At 50.9% G+C, this 21,104-nt stretch carries 18 protein-coding genes, 1 tRNA gene and 1 pseudogene; 6 read left to right on the top strand and 14 right to left on the bottom strand.

From position 1 onward, the window contains the following. Positions 1 to 662 precede the first annotated feature (662 nt). The 3 genes from AAG834_RS11565 to mutY form a co-directional block, all read right to left on the bottom strand. Positions 663 to 1,349: a phosphoribosylanthranilate isomerase gene (locus tag AAG834_RS11565; protein WP_342032212.1), complete on the bottom strand. Its 687-nt coding sequence runs from the start codon at positions 1,347 to 1,349 to the stop codon at positions 663 to 665. A gap of 97 nt (positions 1,350 to 1,446) precedes the next feature. Further along, positions 1,447 to 2,916: a protein adenylyltransferase SelO gene (locus tag AAG834_RS11560; protein ID WP_342032209.1), complete on the bottom strand. Its 1,470-nt coding sequence runs from the start codon at positions 2,914 to 2,916 to the stop codon at positions 1,447 to 1,449. A 78-nt stretch (positions 2,917 to 2,994) separates the two neighbouring features. Then, entirely contained in the window at positions 2,995 to 4,053 is a 1,059-nt protein-coding gene (gene mutY / locus AAG834_RS11555; protein WP_342032208.1) for an A/G-specific adenine glycosylase, read from the bottom strand. A gap of 162 nt (positions 4,054 to 4,215) precedes the next feature. Between mutY and AAG834_RS11550 the strand changes: the two genes are divergently transcribed. After that, positions 4,216 to 5,256 carry a zinc-dependent alcohol dehydrogenase family protein gene (locus AAG834_RS11550; protein WP_070773709.1) on the top strand — a complete coding sequence of 347 codons (1,041 nt, stop codon included), beginning with the start codon at positions 4,216 to 4,218 and terminating at the stop codon, positions 5,254 to 5,256. Between the two features lie 269 nt (positions 5,257 to 5,525). Here AAG834_RS11550 and AAG834_RS11545 read toward each other — a convergent pair whose 3' ends face one another. The 7 genes from AAG834_RS11545 to AAG834_RS11515 all read right to left on the bottom strand — a co-directional run bounded on the left by AAG834_RS11545 (position 5,526) and on the right by AAG834_RS11515 (position 11,916). Next, on the bottom strand, positions 5,526 to 6,587 hold the full coding sequence (locus AAG834_RS11545) for a nucleotidyltransferase domain-containing protein (protein WP_342032211.1): 1,062 nt from the start codon (positions 6,585 to 6,587) through the stop codon (positions 5,526 to 5,528). A 191-nt stretch (positions 6,588 to 6,778) separates the two neighbouring features. Next, on the bottom strand, positions 6,779 to 7,228 hold the full coding sequence (locus AAG834_RS11540; protein WP_070511809.1) for a hypothetical protein: 450 nt from the start codon (positions 7,226 to 7,228) through the stop codon (positions 6,779 to 6,781). A 52-nt stretch (positions 7,229 to 7,280) separates the two neighbouring features. Next, on the bottom strand, positions 7,281 to 8,039 hold the full coding sequence (locus tag AAG834_RS11535) for a nucleotidyltransferase domain-containing protein (RefSeq protein ID WP_342032207.1): 759 nt from the start codon (positions 8,037 to 8,039) through the stop codon (positions 7,281 to 7,283). Between the two features lie 90 nt (positions 8,040 to 8,129). Further along, on the bottom strand, positions 8,130 to 9,422 hold the full coding sequence (gene hisD, locus AAG834_RS11530; RefSeq protein ID WP_342032206.1) for a histidinol dehydrogenase: 1,293 nt from the start codon (positions 9,420 to 9,422) through the stop codon (positions 8,130 to 8,132). Then, positions 9,419 to 10,315, bottom strand: coding sequence for an endonuclease (locus AAG834_RS11525; protein WP_342032205.1), 897 nt, complete (start codon positions 10,313 to 10,315; stop codon positions 9,419 to 9,421). The genes hisD and AAG834_RS11525 overlap by 4 nt, the downstream gene beginning before the upstream one ends. A gap of 103 nt (positions 10,316 to 10,418) precedes the next feature. Next, positions 10,419 to 11,072: an ATP phosphoribosyltransferase gene (hisG, locus tag AAG834_RS11520; protein WP_070511798.1), complete on the bottom strand. Its 654-nt coding sequence runs from the start codon at positions 11,070 to 11,072 to the stop codon at positions 10,419 to 10,421. Positions 11,073 to 11,199: 127 nt separating this feature from the next. Continuing rightward, positions 11,200 to 11,916: an SCO family protein gene (locus tag AAG834_RS11515; protein WP_342032204.1), complete on the bottom strand. Its 717-nt coding sequence runs from the start codon at positions 11,914 to 11,916 to the stop codon at positions 11,200 to 11,202. A 289-nt stretch (positions 11,917 to 12,205) separates the two neighbouring features. Here AAG834_RS11515 and AAG834_RS11510 point away from each other — a divergent pair. Both AAG834_RS11510 and AAG834_RS11505 read left to right on the top strand, forming a co-directional pair. After that, positions 12,206 to 12,290: transfer RNA gene (locus tag AAG834_RS11510), tRNA-Leu, on the top strand. A gap of 268 nt (positions 12,291 to 12,558) precedes the next feature. Beyond that, on the top strand, positions 12,559 to 13,587 hold the full coding sequence (locus AAG834_RS11505) for a T6SS immunity protein Tli4 family protein (RefSeq protein ID WP_342032203.1): 1,029 nt from the start codon (positions 12,559 to 12,561) through the stop codon (positions 13,585 to 13,587). Positions 13,588 to 13,643: 56 nt separating this feature from the next. Here AAG834_RS11505 and AAG834_RS11500 read toward each other — a convergent pair whose 3' ends face one another. Beyond that, on the bottom strand, positions 13,644 to 15,173 hold the full coding sequence (locus tag AAG834_RS11500) for a polyamine aminopropyltransferase (RefSeq protein ID WP_342032210.1): 1,530 nt from the start codon (positions 15,171 to 15,173) through the stop codon (positions 13,644 to 13,646). Between the two features lie 227 nt (positions 15,174 to 15,400). Between AAG834_RS11500 and AAG834_RS11495 the strand changes: the two genes are divergently transcribed. Then, positions 15,401 to 15,799 carry a DUF350 domain-containing protein gene (locus tag AAG834_RS11495; RefSeq protein ID WP_342032202.1) on the top strand — a complete coding sequence of 133 codons (399 nt, stop codon included), beginning with the start codon at positions 15,401 to 15,403 and terminating at the stop codon, positions 15,797 to 15,799. 267 nt (positions 15,800 to 16,066) lie between these two features. On the opposite strand, the gene AAG834_RS11490 is transcribed toward AAG834_RS11495, so the two are convergent. Further along, positions 16,067 to 16,888 carry a DUF6850 family outer membrane beta-barrel protein gene (locus tag AAG834_RS11490; protein WP_342032201.1) on the bottom strand — a complete coding sequence of 274 codons (822 nt, stop codon included), beginning with the start codon at positions 16,886 to 16,888 and terminating at the stop codon, positions 16,067 to 16,069. Between the two features lie 361 nt (positions 16,889 to 17,249). Here AAG834_RS11490 and AAG834_RS11485 point away from each other — a divergent pair, with 361 nt between their 5' ends. Next, on the top strand, positions 17,250 to 18,260 hold the full coding sequence (locus tag AAG834_RS11485; RefSeq protein WP_342032200.1) for an SPFH domain-containing protein: 1,011 nt from the start codon (positions 17,250 to 17,252) through the stop codon (positions 18,258 to 18,260). A gap of 200 nt (positions 18,261 to 18,460) precedes the next feature. On the opposite strand, the gene AAG834_RS11480 is transcribed toward AAG834_RS11485, so the two are convergent. After that, positions 18,461 to 19,924 (bottom strand): surface lipoprotein assembly modifier, encoded by a 1,464-nt coding sequence (locus tag AAG834_RS11480; protein WP_070511787.1) that lies wholly within the window; start codon positions 19,922 to 19,924, stop codon positions 18,461 to 18,463. A gap of 139 nt (positions 19,925 to 20,063) precedes the next feature. Beyond that, positions 20,064 to 20,879: a hypothetical protein gene (locus tag AAG834_RS11475; protein ID WP_342032199.1), complete on the bottom strand. Its 816-nt coding sequence runs from the start codon at positions 20,877 to 20,879 to the stop codon at positions 20,064 to 20,066. A gap of 120 nt (positions 20,880 to 20,999) precedes the next feature. Here AAG834_RS11475 and AAG834_RS11470 point away from each other — a divergent pair. Further along, positions 21,000 to 21,104, top strand: a pseudogene (locus tag AAG834_RS11470) (IS5/IS1182 family transposase); the annotation flags it as partial.

The raw sequence follows: 21,104 nt of genomic DNA, 5'->3' as shown, positions 1-21,104 counted from the left end.
GCAGTTTGAAATTGAAAAAGCTGAGTCCTGTCGCATACAGAACCCAGCTTACACAGAGCGCCTGAATAATAGGCTTTTATGAGTGTCCAAGATTTGGGGGCCAGTTCAGTTTTCAGACGACCTTTTTTATTGGTATTTCAAATGAACGGAGGATAAAGGTAGACCGCGCTTTACGACCATCATTTCTGACTTGGCGCGTGTTCGCATGGGGTTTTGTTTTTTCGTTTTTATCGTGGATTGCAAGGTTTTCAGAGATGGGTTTTCGTATGCGAGAGAATGGAAGAAGAGGGGGAAATATATTGTTTTATTTGAGCTTATTGGATGACTTAGAAAATCAAGACAAAAAAATGCGCATATCGTTTGGGATATGCGCCAAGTCTACAAAGGAGAAATAGAGGAGAAAAATCAAGCTGCATCAAGCAACTCAACGGGCGTCATTATGTATGAAAGGCATCGGTTTGTCAATTTTTTATATGCAAAAATTTTATATTTTTTGAGGAAACGGCAGATTGCTGCCCAATTGGTGCTGTGTAATACGCTCGTTTTTCTGAAAATATCATATAAATCAATGAGTAAGTTGTGTGTTGTATAAGGTACAGGATGCTTGTTTCCGTATAAGGTGCATAAAATGCGTCAGCGGTTTTCGTTGTCAAAAGAACGGTTTACCGAATAGCGCGGACGGCTTGGATGAAGGCGGCCATTTTGGCTTCGTCTTTAATGCCGCCGGCGCTTTCCACGCCGCCTGAAACATCGACTGCCGCCGCATTGCTGGTTTGGATGGCTTCTGCAATGTTTTGCGGGGTCAAGCCGCCTGCCAGAATCCAAGGTTTGGTCAGATTGTCCGGCAACAGCGCCCAATCGAAGCTCAGTCCTGTGCCGCCGTATTCGTTGGGATGGTAGGCATCAAACAACAGGGTGCGGGCGTTGGGGAATCGGGTTTGTGCGGCTTCGATGTCTGAAGCGGATTGGACGCGTATGGCTTTGAGATAGGGGTGGTCAAACTGACGGCAAAATTCATCGTCTTCGTCGCCGTGAAATTGGATGATGTCGATGGGTACTTGCCGTAGGGTTTCGCGTATGGTTTCCGCTGTTTCATTGACGAATAAGGCAACGACGGAGACGAAAGGGGGAAGGGCTGCCACGATTTTTTTTGCCTGTTCGGGCGTGACGGCACGTTTGCTGGCTGCGTAAAAAACCAAGCCGATGGCATCGACGCCCAGTTCGGCGGCTTTTCGGGCGTCTTCGGCGCGGGTGATGCCGCAGATTTTGATGCGGATGGTTTTCATCTGTTTTCCTTTTTGATCAGTCTGTTCGGTTGCAAAAGATGTGCCACCGTTTAAATAGGGTATGGGTGTATTTTTGTTGATATCGTTCTTTACGGTCAAGGTCGTCTGAAAATTTTCAGACGACCTTTTTGTCTGTTTCCAACTTGTCTGTTTTCAACGTTTAACTTGAACAACTGACGCAAACCGGAATGCTGCCTTCGGGCGGCGGTTCGGCAAGGTCGGCGAACTCTGCCTGTTCGTCAAAGGGACGGGCGAGGCAGCGACGCAGGCGTTCGATTTCGCGGTAGTCGCCGTTTCGGGCTTGGGCGATGGCTTGTTCGGCAAGGTAGTTGCGCAGGATGTAGAGCGGATTGGTTCGGCTCATGCGTGTTGCGCGTTCGGCGGGATCGTTGTTTTCGGCGCGCAGGCGTTGGCGGTAGCGACCGAGCCAGCGGGTGAAGGCGGGTGGAACGCCGTTTTTGAAGGTTTGTTCGAGTTTGGGCGGGAGGGGTTCGCCGTGCATATTGCTGACTTCGGATAGGTTTCTGAAAAACAGGGTGAAGTCGGTTTTTTGATCTTGCAGGGCGGCGAAGAGGTCGACGATAAGGCTTTCGTCGTCTCTTTGGTCTGCTTGCTGCAAACCGAGTTTGCAGCGCATTTTTTCTAAATAGGTCGTCTGAAAAACTTCTGTCCAGCCGTCGATGAGCTGTTCGAGGGTGTCGTGTGGGACGAGGGCGTCGAAGCAGGAGGCGAGGGCGGCGAAATTCCAATGGGCGACGAAGGGCTGGGCATTGTAGGCGTAGCGGCCTTGGGTGTCGGAATGGTTGCAGACGTGGCGGCGGTCGTAGTCGTCGAGGAAGCCGAAAGGGCCGTAGTCTATGGTCAGCCCCAATGCAGACATGTTGTCGGTATTCATCACGCCGTGGCAGAAGCCGACGCTTTGCCATGCGGCGACGGTATCGGCGGTGCGGTTGCGGATTTGTTTTAACAGGGCGGCGTAGGGGTTGTCGGCATCTTGGCAGTCGGGGTAGTAATGCCGGATGAGGTAGTCGGCAAGTTGTTGGATTTCGGCTTCGCGGCCGGTGTAGTAGAAGTATTCGAAATGGCCGAAACGCAGAAAGCTCGGGGCGATGCGGGTGAGGACGGCGGCGGTTTCGACGGTTTCCCGATAAACGGGGTCGTCGCTGCCGCACAGGGCGAGGGCGCGGGTCGTGGGGATGCCGAGACCGTGCATGGCTTCGGAACAGAGGTATTCGCGGATGGAGGAGCGCAAGACGGCGCGTCCGTCGGCAAAGCGGGAGTAGGGCGTTTTGCCTGCGCCTTTAAGCTGCCACTCTTGGCGTTGTCTCGCGGCATCGACGGAATCGCCAATCAGAATGGCGCGTCCGTCGCCGAGGCGCGGAGTATAGACGCCGAACTGATGGCCGCTGTAAACGCCGGCAATGGGCGCGGGTGCGTATTGCGGCGCGTTGCCGCTGAGGTAGGCAAGGTTGGCGGTCGTCTGAAAATCTGTATCGAGATTCAACTCTGCCGCCAAATCGGTGTTGAAGGCGACCCAGTAGGGCGCGGTCAGCGGTTCGGGAGAAACGCGGGAATAGAAAAACGGCGAGAGTTCGGCGAATTGTTGAGTAAGCAGGGGAAGGGTGTGCATGGGATTCCTGACGGGTGCGTGCGGATATGTTTATTATGTTTTAGAGTTGGATGCTGTGAGTTTGATTTTCAAGCATTTTCAAAACAATGCTTGCTGTCGTTGTTTCAAATAATCCGCCAGCGGTTTGGGCAAGCCGTAATCCGCCAGATTTTCGGGTTTAACCCAGAGGCAGTTTGGCAGCAAGGCTGTATTTTCAGACGAGCTGGTTTGCGCTTCCAACGGCGTAATCATCAATAAACGGTGCGTCAGGCGGTGGGTGAGGGCGGGTTGTTCTTCGAGGTCGCCTGAAACGATGCCGAGCTTTTCGGCGCAAGCGTATGCTTCGTCCAATTTTTCAAAACATGGCACGCAATACAACCCGCCCCAAATGCCTTTAGCGGGGCGTTTTTCCAGCAAGATTGCGCCGTCTGGGTTGCGGACAATCAGCCAGTAAAGCGGCAGGGATTGCACTTCGGGGGCGGTTTTTTTGCGCGGTAACTCGGCGATGCGGTTTTGCTTTTTCGCTTCGCAGATGTTCGCCATCGGGCATTGATGGCACAAGGGCTTTGTCCGTTTGCACACGGTTGCGCCCAAGTCCATCAAGCCTTGCGTGTAGGCGGGCATATCGGCGTTTTCAGACGGCAGCAGGCTTTCGGCAAGCGTCCAGAGTGAGTTTTCAAATTTTTTGTCCTGCGGATTGCCGTCGCGGGCGAACACGCGGCAGAGCACGCGTTTGACGTTGCCGTCCAAAATGGTTTCGCGGCGGTTGAAGGCGAAGGCGCAAATGGCGGCGGCGGTGCTTCTGCCTACGCCGCAGAGGGTTTCCAAGTCTTTACGCTCCGACGGAAACGTGCCGTTGAATTGTTCGACGACTTGTTGCGCGGCTTTGTGCAGATTGCGCGCGCGGCTGTAATAACCCAAGCCCGCCCACAGCGACAACACTTCGTCTTGCGGCGCGGCGGCAAGCGTTTGTACGGTCGGGAATTTTTCCAAGAAACGCGGATAGTAGTCTAAAACGGTGGCGACCTGCGTCTGCTGGAGCATGATTTCGGAAAGCCAGACGCAATAAGGGTTTTGCACTTGCCAAGTCAGGTGGTGGCGACCGTGTTGTTTTTGCCAGCGGATGAGTCGTTCGTAGAAGGGGATGGGTGTGTTCATTAATATCAATCGGGGGTTTTATTTATATTTAAAACAGCATGTTATGGTATAACATCGTGAAAATAATTCTTATTGACTTATTTTTTGTAGGGGTATATAACTCATATAAAGAGACTTTATTGCGGTATTGAAATTATTTATCAACAAGCAAGGAGTATCAGCATGAAAGCAATGGTTTATCACGGCGCAAACGACATCCGTTTTGAAGAAAAACCCCGTCCGCAGATTATCGACCCGACCGACGCAGTGGTGAAAATCGTCAAAACCACGATTTGCGGTACCGACTTGGGTATTTGGAAAGGCAAAAACCCCGAAGTCGCCGACGGCCGTATTCTCGGCCATGAAGGCATCGGTATTGTAGAAGAAGTCGGCGAGGCTGTAAAAAACATCAAAGTCGGCGATAAAGTCATTATTTCATGCGTCAGCAAATGCTGTACTTGCGACAACTGCAAAATCCAACTCTATTCACACTGCCGTAACGGCGGCTGGATTTTGGGCTACATGATTGACGGCACGCAAGCTGAATACGTCCGCACGCCTTATGCCGACAACAGCCTCGTTCCGCTGCCCGACAACGTTAACGAAGAAGTCGCCCTGCTGTTGAGCGACGCCTTGCCGACCGCCCACGAAATCGGCGTGCAATACGGCGATGTCAAACCCGGCGACACCGTATTCATCGCAGGCGCAGGCCCTGTCGGTATGTCCGCCCTGTTGACCGCCCAACTGTACAGCCCCGCCGCCATTATCGTTTGCGATATGGACGAAAACCGTTTGAAACTGGCGAAAGAATTGGGCACGACCCATACAATCAGCCCCGCTTCAGGCGACGTCTCCAAACAAGTCTTTGCCATCGTCGGCGAAGACGGCGTGGACTGCGCCATTGAAGCCGTCGGTATCCCCGCCACATGGAATATGTGCCAAGACATCGTCAAACCGGGCGGTCATATCGCCGTCGTCGGCGTGCATGGTCAATCCGTTGATTTCAAACTGGAAAAACTCTGGATTAAAAACCTCGCCATCACAACCGGCTTGGTAAACGCCAATACCACTGAAATGCTGATGAAGGCAATTTCCAGCAGCTCCGTCGATTACACCAAAATGCTGACCCACCGCTTCAAATTCAGCGAATTGGAAAAAGCCTACGACGTGTTCAAACACGCCGCTGAAAACCAAGCCATGAAAGTGGTGTTGGAAGCGGATTGATTTGAAAAAGATTATTGAGTTTTAAAAAGATAGGGGTCGTCTGAAAACAGATTTTCAGACGACCTCTTTATTTATTGGGCTGATGTTTGGTTCAAATGGAGCGATTTTTATAGTGGATTAAAATAAAAATGAGACAAGGCGGCAACGCCCGCTGTGTACGGGTAGTACATAAGGGCGTTGGCAACGCCGTATCATTGCAATTTTAATCCACTATAAAGTCCATTCGTGATAAACCTTGCCGTACTCATTTTCAGACGACCTTTCGCCATCTATCCGTAAATTTTTTCCCTCACATCAACCAAAGCCGCCAAAGCCGAAGCGGCATTTACCGTTTCGGGCAGGTCGGCGGCCTCAAACGCTGTTTCCACTTCTGCCATCAGCCGTTCCGCTTTTCCCAGCAGGTCTTCGTAGGAAGATTCGCCGCGTTTGATGGCGAGCAGTTCGTCGCGGTTGGGGCGGCGCGGGCGGATTTCGCCGTGGCGGGCGATGTCGCGGGCGGTTTCGAGCAGGCGGAAGGTGTGCATCATGTTTTTGGCGTCGTAGCCCTGTCCGTGTGCCTGCGTGCCTTGGTAGCGCGTTTCGTTACGTTCCGCCAGCCATTGCTGATAGGAGGTGTATTCGCGGCAGTAGCTGCTGTATCCATCTTGGTTGAAGGAGAGGTAGGCAAGCGGGGTTTCGCCTTCGGGAACGGAGCTGAGGGAGAGGTTGGTGGCTTCGGGTTTGAGCGCGATGCCGTGGTAGCCGCGCATGCCGTCGGGGTCGTAAAACAGGGCGTAGAGTTCGCGGGCGTGGGCGATTTTGACCAAACCAACGCGCCGCTGCTCCATTCCGCGTTGCGAAAGCCAGTGCCGCAGCGGCACGGTTTGCGCGCCTTCTACGATGTGGCAGAAATCGAGCACGCTTTTCTTTTCAGACGACATCGGGTTGCTGATTTTCTTGTTCAGCCCGCGTGCTTTTTTGATTTGTCCGTAGGCGTATCCGGCGAAACTCTGACGGCAGGCTTTGGATACAAACCATTCGGTTTTGAACGCGTCCATCAGCGGCGAGCGGTAGTGCACGCAGTCGGGCGGCGAGGCGAGCAGTTCCAGCGTGTTCGGGTTGCTTTGCAGCAAAAGCTCGATAAACCGCCCCAGCTCGTAATAAACGATGTCGTTGGTTTCGTTGCTGATTTGCGGGATGTATTCCATGCCGTAAAACATGGATTTGGGCAGGTAAAACACGCCTTTGATGTCGGTATCGGATTCGGGCGTCGCCAAACCGTAGGCGCGGCTGCCGGAAACGGCTTCGAGCAGAAGCAGGTTTTGTGTGTGCAAATCTTCGATGGTGAGCATTTTCAGACGACCTTTTGTGAGGTGGTTGGGCATTGAAAAGCAGCCTGCACGTTCAGGCTGCCTTTGGTGTGTGTCGGATTTGGTAATCCGACTTGCGGTTTTTCAGACGGCCGGAAAAAGGGAAATGGCTGCCTGAAAACGTGCCGGCCATACCTGCCCGCTGCACCTGCCTAAATGGTTTCGGCAATTATTCAATAGGTATCGAGCAGTACGGGCATCAAGTCCAGCGCCATGCGCAAATTGACGAATGCGCCGCGTTCTTTGCAGGTCATGATGTGTTTTGTGTCTGCATTTTCGGCGGACAAGGTGTATTCGGGTTTGCCGATGGTGCTGGTTACGGTAGCTACGTAGGATGCGCTGCCGTTACGTAGATAGATTTCGATAATTTCTCTGCGTTGGTTGTCGTCCAAAAGCGGTGTCAAATAGTTTCGGAAAACTTGGTTTGCAGGCTGCTCGAACGCCAATTCGGGGCGTGCAAGATTTTTGCCGAAGCGGTAGCGGATTTTGTCGCCATGCTGCTCAATGCGGACTTGTTTGCCGTTGTTGAATTGGCAATAAAACAAGGTGTCTTTGTCGATGGGTGCGGAAAAGGCAGTACCGGACAGGAATAATGCAGAAATTAGTAATATTTTGATATTCATGGTGTTTTCTCTAAAACAAAAAAGAGGGGGAGGTTGCAGACTGCTTTTGGTTTTACGGATAAACCGCCGCCAAAGTTTCGCGGAACAATTCATTCAGCGGCGCGCTGTCGGCGGCTTGGGTGGCAGGGGCGGATAATTCGGAAACTTCGTTATATAAATCAACGGTCAATCGTTGCAATTCGGGCGACAGCGTATGCAGGTAACTTTCGTCCTGTTCCGCCTTGATGGCCACCAAATCGGCGATTTGGGCGGCGCAGTCCGTTTGCCATTCGCTCATCAGTTCCGCCAGCGTCATCGGCGGGATGCCGCCTTGTTTGACTGCCCACCGTGCCGCGAGCAGCGGACGCAAGACGTAAAACCATTTTTTCAGTTTGACGGGTTGTGCCAAATCCATGTTTCTCAAAGCGTTGCCCGCGATGCCGCGATAATGGTGCAGCAGCGCGGCGGCTTGGGCGTATTGCGGCGCAAGCGCGTTCAGACGGCTTGTGAAATCATCGTCCTGCGTATAAACCATCGGCGAACGCAGCCATTCGAGCAGCGTGGCATTGCTTTTCCGCAGCAGGCGCAACGCTTTGCGGATGTCCCAGCCGCCAACGTCAAACCATTGGTTTTCGATAAATTCAAACGTGTCTTTTGCTTCGTCGATTTGCAGATAATATGGCTGCGGACGGATATAAATGGCGCGCACGTCGTAATCGCTGTCGGGCGAGGCAAAGCCCCATGCGCGGCTGCCGCTCTCTACCGCCAGCAGGAAATGCAGCGGCTCGGTATGGGCGATGTGGGTGAGTTTTTCTTGAATGGCTTGTTTCATGATGTTTCTTTTAATAGAGGTCGTCTGAATACCCTAAAAACAGGTTTTCAGACGACCTTTGCTTTTTGATGGATGGCGGGTTCGCCCGAATCAGTCTTTCAACCTGAATTCCGCTGAGCGCGCGTGGGCGGTCAGGCTTTCGCCGTGTGCCAACACGCTGGCGGTTTTGCCCAGTTTCTGCGCGCCTTGTTCAGAGACTTGGATCAGGCTGGAGCGTTTTTGGAAGTCGTAAGTGCCCAGCGGCGAGGAGAAGCGGGCGGTACGGCTGGTGGGCAGGACGTGGTTGGGGCCGGCGCAGTAGTCGCCGAGGCTTTCGCTGGTGTAGCGTCCCATGAAAATCGCGCCGGCGTGGCGGATTTTTTTCGCCCATTGCTGCGGGTTTTCTACCGACAATTCCAAGTGTTCGGGGGAAATGTAGTTGGCGATTTCGCAGGCTTCGTCCAAGTCTTTGGCGAGTATCATCGCGCCCCTGTTGCCGAGCGAGGCTTCGATAATGTCGCGGCGGGGCATGGTTTCGATGAGGCGGTTCATGGCGGCTTGGACTTCGTCGAGATAGGGCTGCGACGTGCCGATGAGGATGGCTTGGGCGATTTCGTCGTGTTCGGCTTGGCTGAACAAATCCATCGCCACCCAGTCGGCGGGCGTGGTGCCGTCGGCGATAACGAGGATTTCAGACGGCCCCGCCACCATGTCGATACCGACCACGCCGAACACGCGGCGTTTGGCGGCGGCGACGAAGGCGTTGCCCGGGCCGGTGATTTTATCGACCTGCGGTACGGACTCGGTGCCGTAGGCGAGGGCGGCAACCGCCTGCGCGCCGCCGACGGTGAAGACTTTAGTAACGCCCGCGACGAAGGCGGCGGCAAGTACAATGTCGTTGCGTTCGCCTTTGGGCGTGGGGACGACCATGATGATTTCTTTCACGCCTGCGACATGGGCGGGCATGGCGTTCATGATGACGGAACTCGGATACGCCGCTTTGCCGCCGGGAACGTAAATGCCGACGCGGTCGAGCGGTGTAATCTGTTGTCCCAACCGCGTGCCGTCTTCGTCTTCGTACGTCCACGATTCCATTTTTTGGCGTTGGTGGTAGCTTTCGACCCGTGCGGCGGCGATTTTCAAGGCGGTTTGAATTTCTGGCTGCAAACGCTCAAACGCTGCCTGCAAATCATTTTGCGTCAGGATGAGGTCGGCTATGGTTTGGGCGGATGTGCCGTCGAAGCGGTTGGTGTATTCGATGAGTGCCACATCGCCGCGCTTCTGCACGTCGGCGCAGATGTCGGCGACAATGCGGTCGATTTCCGGATTTTGCGCGGTCTCAAAGGCCAGCAGGGCTTTGAGTTCGGCTTGGAAATCGGGCGATTGGGTGTTGAGTTTTTTCATGATTTGGTTTTCTCCTTTTTTATTTTTGGACTGAGGGTTGTCTGAATATTGTCTTGTTCAGTTTCTGTCTCTGTTTTAGGTCTGATATACGCCTTTTCGCCTGCTCCGCCGAACTTCAATTCGGGCAGGCATTTTTGGTGCAGACCGAGCTTGGACAGCACTTTTTTGCTGGACGAGGCGGTATGGAAACGGTAACGGGTTTGTGTCCTGCCGTTTTTGGTTTCTTCAGCCATTGTTTCAAAAACGTCCACTTCATACGCGCTGACGACGGCGTTTTGCAGTCCGGTGTGAACGCCGATAACGTATTTCACTTTTGAAGCGACATCTTTACCGATAACCCAGTTGCCCAACGTACGCGATTTGAGATTTGCATCGTCTTGGTTGTCGAAGCTGTATTCGGCTTCTTCGTCGGTATCCAAGTCCAAAGCGTCTTGGATTTTGACGGCGAGAACGAGTCCGTCGGGGTTGAATTCGTCGAGCGGGCAGGGCGTGAATTTGAAGCGTTCGTCGAGTTCTTCCGCGCTGATGCCGCCTGCGCCGCATCCGGCAGATTTGTTTTTGAACTTTTTATCGACAACGGATTTGACGAAATGAATCAGGGCAGTTTCGGCGGCTTGCGCTTCGGCTTCGGTCAAATGGTAGCTGATAATATGGCGGCCGAGTTTTTTGCATTTGGCGATGGCTTTGCGTTCCGGTACGTCAATATCGCCGAATTCGCCGTCTTGCGAACGGGCGGCTTGTTCATGCTCAAAGATGCGGTTGTCGCAGCCTTTGCCGATGTAGAGGATTTTGTCTTTTTTCAGGTCGGTCAGACAATAGACGTAAAACCGACGCTCGCCGTTATTCAAAACGGAAAGGGTTGAATCTGAAAATTTTTTTATTTTTGCAACCATTTTAACTTCTCCTATACAGTTTACTGCCGGTGATATTTTCAGACGACCTGTCGGCGGGAACGGATAGGGTCGTCTGAAAACGCATCTTCATTCAAGTGAACACTCACCCCGCCTTCGCTGCGCTGCCGAATGCCTGAATAATCGGCTCCAGTAGTGCGTGTTTGGTTTTCAATGCGGCTTTGTTGACCACCAGACGGCTGGAAATATCGACAACGTGTTCGACCGCTTCCAAGCCGTTTGCCTTAAGCGTGTTACCGGTGGAGACCAAATCGACGATGGCGTCGCTCAGACCGACCAGTGGCGCAAGCTCCATCGAGCCGTAGAGTTTGATGATGTCGACGTGTACGCCTTTGCCGGCGAAATGTTCGGCGGCGATGTTGGGATATTTCGTCGCGATGCGCAGGCGGCTGCCGGGCTGCGAGGCGGCGGCGTAGTCGAAACCTTTTTGGACGGCGACCATCATGCGGCATTCGGCGATGTGCAAATCCAGCGGCTGATAAAGCCCGCTGCCGCCGTGTTCGATTAAAACGTCTTTGCCTGCGATGCCGAAGTCTGCCGCGCCGTATTGGACGTAAGTCGGCACGTCGGTGGCGCGGACGATGACGAGGCGGATGTTTTCATGGTTGGTGCCGATAATCAGCTTGCGCGATTTCTCAGGCGCTTCGGCGGGAACAATGCCCGCCGCTGCCAAAAGCGGCAACGTTTCTTCAAAGATGCGTCCTTTGGACAGGGCGATGGTCAGTGTGTTTTCAGTCATTGTTGTTGTGTGCCGTCAGACTTTGAACCTGTATCAAGCAGGCGGTCTGACTTTCTCCATTGTATGTTTCAGATGGGAAAAAGGTCGTCTGAAAACCGCGACCGGCATTCAGACGACCCCATGTGGATCAAAGCAGTTTTTTGATGTCGGCGGCAATAGTTGCCGGCTCGCTGCCGTAAGGTGAGAAAATCGCCACTTCGCCGTTTTTATCAATCAGATACGCGCCGGAAGAGTGGTCAACCAGATAGTTCTCGCTGTCTTCCTTCTGAACCACTTTGGAGGAAACCACGCGGTATTGCTGTTTGATGACCGGCAGGCTTTGGTCGCCTGTCGCAGTCAGACCGATAAATTCAGGATTGAACTGCTTGACGTATTTGCTGATGACTTCAGGCGTGTCGCGCTCGGGGTCGATGCTGACGAACACTACTTTCACATCTTTCGCCTGATCGCCCAGCTGTTTCAATGTGTCGCTGTAAGTCAACAATTCGGTCGGACAAACGTCGGGGCAGTGTGTATAGCCGAAGGACAGGATCACGACTTTGCCTTTCAGGTCGCTTAAGCTGAACGGCTTACCGTCGCCGTCGGTCAGCGTGAAATCGCCGCCGATGTCCTCTTTACGCATATCTGTTCCCGGACCTTGCGGTTTGGGAGCGGTAGCAGCATTAAGCGAGGTCGTCGTTTCAGGAGAAGAAGCAGGCGTTGCGGCTGGGGCGGACGCTGTTGAAGAAGCAGCTGAAGCAGGCGCAGGGTTTTGCTCCGGCGTTTTGGCTTCAGGTTTGCAGGCAGCAAGTGCGGTAAGGGCGAATGCGCCCAAAAGGGCGGTACGGATTGCAGTAGGCATCATAAAAATTCTCCAATGCGGGTATGGTGTGTGAACGTCGTCTGAAAATAAAAAATGAAACGAACGCCGCCATCTTAGCGCGTTTGCAACATTTAATATAGCGGTTTATGCCGTTTTTCGGCTGAAAATGAATGATGTTTGATATAAGTGGAAAGAGTAGGGCGCGTCGGGAACAAAATAAAATAAATTTAATGTTTTTAAAAATCAAAAATATAAGCAATATATCTGCAAACAAGGAAAGATTTTGCTTTACAAGCCCGAATACGTCGCTATAATAGCGACTTCTTCACCAGCCCAGGTGGCGAAATTGGTAGACGCAGGGGACTCAAAATCCCCCGCCGCAAGGTGTGTCGGTTCGAGTCCGACCCTGGGCACCACAAAAAAACCGCTTATTAGCGGTTATTTTTTTGCCTGTTAGAATTGAATGCGGTAAACCAATTAATTGATAAATCAGGATTTTTGTTGGGTTTTGCTATCCGTGTGTTATTTGCATCGGCTTGAGGTAGTTTGGCAAAAATCAGTTCAGTTTGTCCGCGTTTTCTTCCGCCTATGTTGAATAAATACCGCCAAGCCCGTTTTATGACAAAGGTCGTCTGAATCAAACTATACTTTCAGACGACCTCTATTCAATCACGGAGCTTATTTATGTCTATCCGTCTGACTACGCTGCCGCTTATTCTCGCAGCCACAGCCTGCACGCCTACTGTTTCCCCATCGGCAGAAACCTCGCCGACCGTCACCAAAACCGCCATCGATACTACCTATTGGACCGAACAGCCCTATTGCAGCGGCCGCTATCAATTACGCCTGCCGTCCAAACGCCGTCATGGGAGCACACACCTTGATTACAATGGCTGGAGTGTGATGGTCATGTTTAACGACTGGAATAGAAACGTTAGGAATATCAACGAGTTTAAAGAAAATGGTAGAGCAGGAACAAAAATTGTTGTTGATACTCGTACTCTGATTCCGGATCGGGCAATGATGCAGGTAACACGTAGGGATTTTGAATGGGAGCATATTATCAGGGATCGTGGTATGCCCTACGAAGCCGATTTATATTTCAAGCTGGATAATGATGACGCTTATATCGTACGCAGCTATTTCCGTATTCCTTCTGATCATGGCAAAGCCCCTGCCAACTGGAAAGCCCAAGAGAAAGAATTGATAAACGGCATGGAGAAAAAATTCCGTCAAGATTTCATCAACGGTTTGAAGACAAGACAGGAGTTTGAAGTACCGAACCGACACGGCATCTGCCTGATAGGCGGTTTTATCGCCGATGACGGCAAAAAACCGTTTGAAGTCAATAGCACCGTCGAATTTGCCAAGCAACGCGATATGAGTCTGGAAATCATGCACGGCGACGTACTGGAGGCAGGCGAGCCGACGCTGCTGCAACGTAAGGTAAATCTGGGGAAAGGCGCAATGGTTAAAGCCCTAACCCGCACCATCCGCCAAGGCAAACGCACCATCAACGGTATGTCGGGCGAGGAAAAATTGGTGAAATGGGGCGGCAACAAATATATGTTCTTTTGGGAGCGCGACGGCGGCGACCCGCGCATCATGATGCAGTTCGGCACGGAGAAGAAAGACGGGACGAAGCGCAGCGAAGCCGAAGTGCTGGCGATTTGGGATACGGTTTTGCCGACTTTGAAACCGGTGAAGCAATAGCGATGAAAAAGGTCATCTGAAAATTTTCAGACGACCTTTGTTTTGGGAAAAACGGCTCAACGGGTTACGTTGTGCCAGTCGCTTTCGAAATAGCTGACGAGGATTTGGTTGTTCAGATAGTTCGGCTCGACCTTGCGCCTTGCCATGTCTGGCGGGAAGCGGAACATTTCGGCGGCGGTTTGGGCGTTTAGATAACGCGTAGGGACGTCGAATTTCTGCGGGACGGGGAATTGCTTATCGAAGCCTGCCAATACAAATCCCCATTCGCCGAAGGATGGGACGTAAACGTGATAAGGCGCGGTGGAAAGGCCGGCGGCTTCGAGGGTGGCGACGACCGACCAGTAGGCGTTGGGGGCGAAGTAGGGCGAGGTGGATTGGACGACGATTTTGCCCTGCGGCTGAAGATGGCGGGCGACGAGGCGGTACATGGGGACGGAGTAGAGTTTGCCCAGTGAGAAGTTGGACGGGTCGGGCAGGTCGATGATGATGACGTCGAATTTTTCAGACGACCCCTCCAGCCATTTGGCGGCATCGTCGTTGACGATGTGCATTTTGGGATGGGACAGCGAGCCTTGGTTGAGCGCGCTTAAGGCGACGGAGGTTTTAAAGGTAGCGGTCATGTCGGGGTCTAAATCGACCAAGGTAACGTGTTTGACCTGCGGGTATTTCAAGACTTCGCGCGCTGCCAGCCCGTCACCGCCGCCGAGGATGAGGACGCGGGAGGCGTCGGAAACCATCTGCATGGCGGGCAGGACGAGGGCTTCGTGGTAACGGGCTTCGTCGCGCGAGGAGAATTGCAGGTTGCCGTTGATGTAGAGGCGGGTGTCGTCTTTCCAGCGGGTAACGACGAGCCGCTGGTAGGGCGAGTGGCTTTGATAGACGACGGGGTCGCCGAAATAGCTTTGTTCGGCTTTGAAGGAGATGCGGTCGGCGTAGGCGAAGGTGACGGCGAGGACGGACAAGACAATCAGCGCGCGCAGGCGGATGGCGCGGTAGCGGGGCAGTTCGGCTTTGAAGACGCGTGCGGTCAGGTAGGCGACGGCAGCGTTGAGGATGCCGAACAAGAGGGCGGAACGCGCCATGCCGAGTTTGGGGGCGAGGAGAAGCGGGAAGAGCAAGGAAACGGCGAGTGCGCCCAAATAGTCGAAGGTCAGGACTTTGGCAACGAGTTCTTTAAACTCCGCGCCTTTGCGGTTTAACACACGCATGACCAACGGGATTTCCATGCCGACGACCGCGCCGACAATCAGCACGAAGGCGTAGAGCAGGGTGCGGAACGGGGCGGCGGAAAGCCCGAAAGCGACGAACAATGCCAGCGCGGAAATGCCGCCAATGATGCCGACCAGAAGTTCGATTTCGATGAAGCGGTGCAACACGTCTTCGTCTTTGATGTAGCGGGTCAGGTGCGCGCCGATGCCCATCGAGAAAAGATAAAGTCCGATGACGGAGGAAAACTGCAAAATGCTGTCGCCCAAAAGATAGCTCGCCAGCGCGGCGATGATGAGTTCGTAGGCGAGGCCGCAACTGGCGACGATGAAGACGGAGATGATGAGGGTGCGGTTGGCGGTCATGGTGTGGCGTTGTATAGGGGTCGTCTGAAATCTGAAAAATGGATGATTCGACAATGGAGAGGCTTGATGTGTAAAACGGTATATTGGGAATCGGAAATGCTGATTTGGAACTTGAGTACATGGTTTTTCGAGTCCAAAACCGTTTTGTAGGGAAGGGTTGGTTTGTGGTGCGCCCCTTTAATTTCAGATGGCTTAGAGTTGTGGCATAATCCATTATATCAAAATACCGAGGAATCCCTATCGTGAGTATTTCCCTGCCCCAATACCTGCTTTACCTGCAATATATGCTTGCGGGTGTAGCGATGACTGTCGTTTTCGGCGCGGTGTATCTGCGTATTACGCCTGCCGAAGAGTTGCGGCTGATTAAAAACGGCAACCTTGCCTGTGCCTTGTCATTCGGCGGCGCGCTGGTCGGATTTTGTCTGACACTCGCGTCCAGCATTGCCCACAGCGTCAGTTTCGTTGATTTTATTCTGTGGGGTCTCGCGGCGGCGGTGATTCAGATTTTGGTGTATTTTGTCGCCACGATGATGATTAAAGGCGCAACGGAGGAACTTATCGGCAACAACGTCGCCGTCGGCGCGCTGTTTGGTGCGGTGTCCGTGTCCATCGGTATTTTGAATGCTGCTTGTCTGACCTGATGTTTCTGTTTTCTTGGTTTCAGAAAGTTGTGTGTTTCCATAAATATAGTGGATTAACTTTAAATCAGGACAAGGCGACGAAGCCGCAGACAGTACAGATAGTACGGAACCGATTCACTTGGTGCTTCAGCACCTTAGAGAATCGTTCTCTTTGAGCTAAGGCGAGGCAACGCCGTACTGGTTTAAAGTTAATCCACTATACTAAAAATTTCAGACGACCTGCCTGTCTGCAAGGTCGTCTGAAAAGGTAAACGCACCGTCAGTGCGTCAGAACGTATATCGTACTTTTACACCAGCTTCATGGGTGTAGTTTTTAGGTTCGGTTGAGCCATATATACCGTCTGGCAGATAAACGAGGGCCGTATCCGATTTCTTAACTTTCCAGCCGCGATAAAACGGAACGACGCTTATTTTAGATTCGTTGGCGAATTTTTTAGATACAGGTACTTCGACTTCGATGCCGTGCCCGCTCGACTGTTTCATTTCAATGTCCTGATGGACATGATAAGAATGCTGACGGCCTCTCAGGGAATGGTTGTAGGCGATATTGGGTGAAACTTCGAAACCGGCAGGAAGCGCAATGTTTACACCGGCATTGATTTGCGCATAAGTGGTCCGGTTTTTGCGGTCGTAATTGTTTGCTACGACGCGGGAACCCAAATCTTTCAAAACGCGATGCCCTATGCCGGCTCCGGCGGTCAGGCTGACACGGTCGTTAATCGGGTGCGTATATTCATATAAGGCGCGGACATCATAGACGCGGCGCGGAGAGCCGTTGAACGTAGCAGTGCCGTATTCCGTTACATTGCCCCTTCCGTCCTGATACCTTCCTGTGTAATCCGACTTGCCTCGGGAGTATCGTCCTTCTAATTTTGCCGCATGGTGGTCGTTAAAGCGATATTTGACGCCGCCTGTCAGAGACCACAGGTTTCCCTTTTGACGCATAAGGCGCTCGCCGTCTTTATATTCCCGATAATTCTCTTTGTAATATTCCGTACCCACGGTAAACTCGACAGGACGGGCAGCCTGTGTGCCGACGGCGGCAGACAATGCCAAAACGGCGAAGCAGAAATGGGTGGTTTTTTGCATGTATATTCCTTTTCTTTGTTAGAATCAATATGATAAGTTAGAAAAATTGCACTAACCATTCTATAATGACCCAACAAAACCCAACAATTACCGCTTGGCGGATATATCAACCGCTCAGATTTTTCATCCGACGATTTTCCCGATGGGCATTTTCCGATTAGCGGCGAAAATCCCCGAAATAGCGTAAAACTGACCGGGTACATAAAGTACAGGCGGCAAGCAGTCCGACGCTATGCCGATATTCTTAGGAATGCCGGTGTTTAACCTGATTTTATAATCGGTTGAAGAAAACATACGTTTTCTGCCCTTATGTCATGTCTACAACCGACAAGTTACCCATTCTTCAAAATAAGGAACCGCAATGTTCAACTTTATCAAGAAACAGTTTATCGACGTCATCCAATGGCCGAATCCCGACGACAGCCTGCTGATGTGGCGTTTCCCGATTGCCGACGAGGAAATCCAAAACGGCGCGAGCCTGACCGTGCGTGAGGCGCAGATGGCGATGTTTGTTGACGAGGGCGTAACCGCCGACGTGTTCGGACCGGGGCGTTACACGCTCAACACACAAACGCTGCCGCTGCTGACCAACCTGAAAAACTGGGACAAACTCTTTGAATCCCCGTTTAAATCCGACGTTTACTTTTTCAATACCAAACAACAGCTTGCTCGGAAATGGGGGACGTCGCAACCCGTTACCGTGCGCGATGCCGAGTTCGGCGCGGTGCAGTTGCGCTCGTTCGGCATGTACGCCTACCGCATCAGCGATCCGGCAAAATTCTTCAAAGAAGTCAGCGGCGTAGCGGCGGAATACAGCGGCGTCGAGTTGGAAACCCAGTTGCGCAATATCGCCGTTACCCAACTTGCGGCGGCGTTCGGTAGCTCAGGCATTCCGTTTCTAGATATGGCGGCAAACCAAGTTTTGCTGTCGCAAAAAATCGGCGAATTGCTCGGCGCGGAATTTGCCAAACTCGGCTTGACGCTGGAAAACTTCACCGTTGAAAGCATCACTCTGCCTGCCGCCATCCAAGAAGCCTTGGATAAGAAAATTTCCATGGGCGTCATCGGCGACTTGGGACGCTACACCCAATACCAAACCGCCGAATCCATCCCGCTCGCCGCGCAAAACGAAGGCGGACTTGCCGGAATCGGCGCAGGCTTGGGCGTGGGCGCAGGCGTCGGTCAGGCAATGGCAGGCGCGATGGCGGGCATGATGCAGCCGGCGGCACAACCAGCGCAAAACGTTCAGACGACCTCTGAAGACCCGCAGGCAAAATTGGTGAAACTCAAATCCTTGTTGGATGGCGGGTTGATTTCTCAAGAGGATTACGATAAAGCCAAAGCGGAAGTGTTGAAACAGTTGATCGGCTGAGGAAAGAGGTCGTCTGAAAACACTGGGCTCCAAAATATTGGATAATCATAAAAGCCTGCTTTGGTGGATTAAATAAAAAGCTGGGTTCTGTATGTGACAGGACTCAGCTTTTTTAATTGCTGTATGCACCGATGTGCTTTCAGACGACCCTTTAACTAAGTTCGATAGATTTAGTTAAAGTGCGTGTATATCAAATTTTTTCAAAACGTTTTCTCAAAATCTATAAATACGCGATTTTTAGTATAACTATGAAGTTCGTTAATATTGCTGTTATTGTTTGTATATCGCCAATTTAATCTCGGCGTAATTCCTAGAAAACTAAGTTTATTGTGCCAGAGGCTTAAATTGGTAACCACGACATTATCTGTACGATGACGGTCGGTAAAGACGTAATGTTTTCCATCAAAGCGTTCATTGTAGTAATTAATGATAAGGCGACTATTGAAATTTTCATCCCAAATTTGCCCCCAACCTAAGTAACCTCCTATCCGTTTGGAGCTGCTGCCTGCGAAATTTTCAACTTTGTCACGCGCATAATTCAAACCTCCTAAGAAATAAGTTTTATCATTCATCAGGTAGGTCGCCCCAAATCCAATCTGATAATCTTTCCCTTGTCGTTTGGTATAGGCATAATCTTTTTGTGCAAAGGTTCCGTTGGCAGATAGGCGTAAATTTGGTTTTATCCAACGTGAAATACCTAAATCTACACCTGTACGCGTGTAATAAGGATGATTTCCGTAGCGACGCTTTTCTAAAAATGGCATAACAAAACTATCTGTTTTAAAACTTTTATTTTTATAACCAAGACTGACCTTTGCCGCTTGATCATCATAATCATGATTATCCCAATAGCTGACACCGTCGACATCGCCTGAAAGAGCGAAATAATGGTTGTCTTTGAGATTGATATCGCGATCAACGGATAGGGCGTAGGTAAAACCATGCCCTTTTTGTGGCAGATAGTCAGAATTTTTTTCAAAAGCCAAGTTATCAAACTGAGGAAGATGGATTTCACGCTCAGCTGAAACGTTGTTGATATTGTTGTCTTGGGTGTAACTCAGACTGCCTGAAAATTGCCATTTATTTTGCCCCATAGCGTTTTCATAAAGGGCAATAGTAGGAAGGACATCTTCTGGTAAACCTTGCTTTTTGGCAGTATTAAATTCATGTTGTGAATTACGGGTTTGCTTATCCTCATAAAGCATAGCAGCCAAGTCTAGACGGACGGCAACAAGATTAGGATGTCGAACAAGAATATTACGGTAAAGTGTAATGGCTTTTTTATGCTTTCCTTGCGAACGCCAAATTGCGCCTTGCGCATAATCCAATAAAATAGGATCATGCCTATCCCATTTACGATATATAGGCAAGAGCTGCTCTGCAGCAATATAGTTTCGCGCTTGCAATGCTTGATTTAACAAAGGTTCGGCCAGCTCTGGTTGTTTGGCTAGATCATCTAATGTCAATGTCTGAGTATGCTCATTCAAAGAAGCCTTGACACCATTCAAAAGGGAGGTGCCTATCTCCGGTGGTTTAGGAATGGCCATTTCTTGGATTCTTTCCATTTGGCGATCGGCTTCAGTTTCAGGGTTGGTAATGGTTTCGGCAGTAACCATTATGGGAAATAATATGCCCGCAATAAAAATGAATTGATTAGATTTCATGAGTATATTTTTCAGATAATTCAGGATATTTTAAGTTGCCCCTCCAATTGCGCTTTTGTTTATTTGCAGAGGGGTTTGCTTGGAAAATAATAAGCAGCAGATGCAAAGCTTCTGCTGCTTATTTCTTTGGGTAAGCGTCTTAGCGTTTGCCAATGAAACCGATATTGTTTTCGCCATGGCTGGTAGTAATTTTTAACAAACCACCGACTTCTTCAGCATTTGGACCGGCAAAACGTACGTTACCTTGACCATAAATTACTTTATTTTCACCTGGGTTTTTTCCTTCCATCCAGACAGTAACATTTTGAGCAACTTGGTTTCTACCCACTAGAGAAACTTTTTGACCTGCGCTTGCAGAAGGCATTCCACTCTCTGTTTTTACATTACCGCTGGCAAAATATACATTACGTTTGTCATCTAGGCGACGGTTGGTAATCGCGCCATTGAAGGTAACGTTATTGCTTGAAACAGTATTGTTGTAAGCCATATCTGGTTCATGGAACTGTGCAGTCATATTCATCACACCGTCTTGTTTACCATCTCGGCTAGAATAGGCAACGCCTGTATATTTGGCAGATAAACCTTTTTTAGTCTTCATGTCATAGACATTGGCAACTATACCATTTTCAGTAGCAACTCGGTCGAAAATGCCGATGTTAAAAGGATTATTGAGTTCATAAGTGCCATCGCCATTTTTATAGCGCCATGCATTTAATGAGAGATATTGTTGATTGAAGCCATTGGCTTGTCCAACGTCATAGGTATAAATCGCACGAATTTCATTTGTCTTGCCATAGTTTAATGCACTGAACATTTCGGCAATTACACGTTTATTTTGGAATGCACCCAATGCTTTATTGTCATCAATACCGACATGGACTGAATATAAGGATACCTGCGTCATTTGTCCGTTATCGGCTACAATTTTTAGGCTGCCATCTTTTTGTGTAACCATAAAGTAGCTACCTGGTGCGAAGTGATATTGCTTGCCAGCAGACCACCCTAATGCTTTGAGACCTTTGCAAAATTCCCCAAAATCCCCTAAATTCCCATCAAGACATTTAGGGGATTTTCCATGAGCACCTTCTTCCAGCAAACCGCACAAGCCATGATTGCCAAACACATCGACCGCTTCCCACTATTGAAGTTGGATCAGGTGATTGATTGGCAGCCGATCGAA

It is taken from the genome of Neisseria sp. Marseille-Q2251 (assembly GCF_940793045.1).
Taxonomy (GTDB): Bacteria; Pseudomonadota; Gammaproteobacteria; order Burkholderiales; family Neisseriaceae; genus Neisseria.
The sequence above is the reverse complement of the archived record's forward strand: the minus strand, read 5'-3'. Positions and strand labels throughout refer to the sequence as shown.